The organism is Eubacterium sp. AF36-5BH, assembly GCF_003460505.1.
Taxonomy (GTDB): domain Bacteria; phylum Bacillota; class Clostridia; order Lachnospirales; family Lachnospiraceae; genus Eubacterium_G.
Map to the genome: position 1 here is coordinate 58,409 of NZ_QTVG01000012.1, position 834 is coordinate 59,242.

The 834-nt window shown below is 31.5% G+C and carries 1 protein-coding gene; it reads right to left on the minus strand.

Annotation, left to right across the window (positions count from 1 at the left end; all coding sequences use genetic code 11):
• Positions 1-44: 44 nt before the first annotated feature.
• Positions 45-834 (minus strand): ISL3 family transposase (locus DW006_RS11305; RefSeq protein WP_199521912.1); only part of this gene is annotated, 790 nt, incomplete at its 5' end.

Here is an 834-nt window from a genome sequence, read left to right on the forward strand (position 1 = left end):
AAGTTTATAACCAGGTTGTGAATAACATTCATAACCTGGTATTTTTAAATCGAAGTCATTAGAATCCTGTTTCTAAAATTCTCAAAATTTCTAAATCCATAAGCATTTCGCTTAATCACCTTAATCTTATTATTTGTACCTTCAGTAAATCCATTAGAATATGGACAATCAAATGCATTGAGTATGTATTTTGACCAATTTGCCAGCATTGTAAGAGTTGCATTAAATTCTTTTAATTCGCTGGACTGAGTTGCAATTATAAATTTTCTTAATCGTTTATAAGCTACATTTCTATCAGGAGAATCCATAAAATCATAAAACAATTCTTTCAAATGATAAGCAATGGCAAGGTCATTTGACTGTGTAAGCATTACTTCCAGAGCTTGTTTGTTTTCGGCACTAAGTTTATGATAGTGAGATAAAAGTATGCGTCGGCTCCGCTTGAAATATTTTCTTTTAAATGGAAGCATTTCCTTTTGAATGCGTTTCCTGACATTTTCCAAAGCCCACGTAACGTATCTGACTACGTGAAATCGATCAATAACAATGGTGGCATTAGGAAAAAATGTTTCGGCAATTTCCCTATAAACATAATTCATATCCATTATAAAATAACGTACATCTTTTCTGTTCTTAAAATTCAACAGATAGTCTTTAAGCTTATACTGAGTTCTTGATGGAAGAATGTCAAAAATCTTATGATTTTTAGGATCAGTAAGTATAGCCTGAAATTTTTCACCATTTGCATTCCCCTTAAATTCGTCGATTGATAAAACATGAGGGAGAATTGAGGGCTTGGGAAATTTTACATCATTTAATCTTCTAAAGATTGAA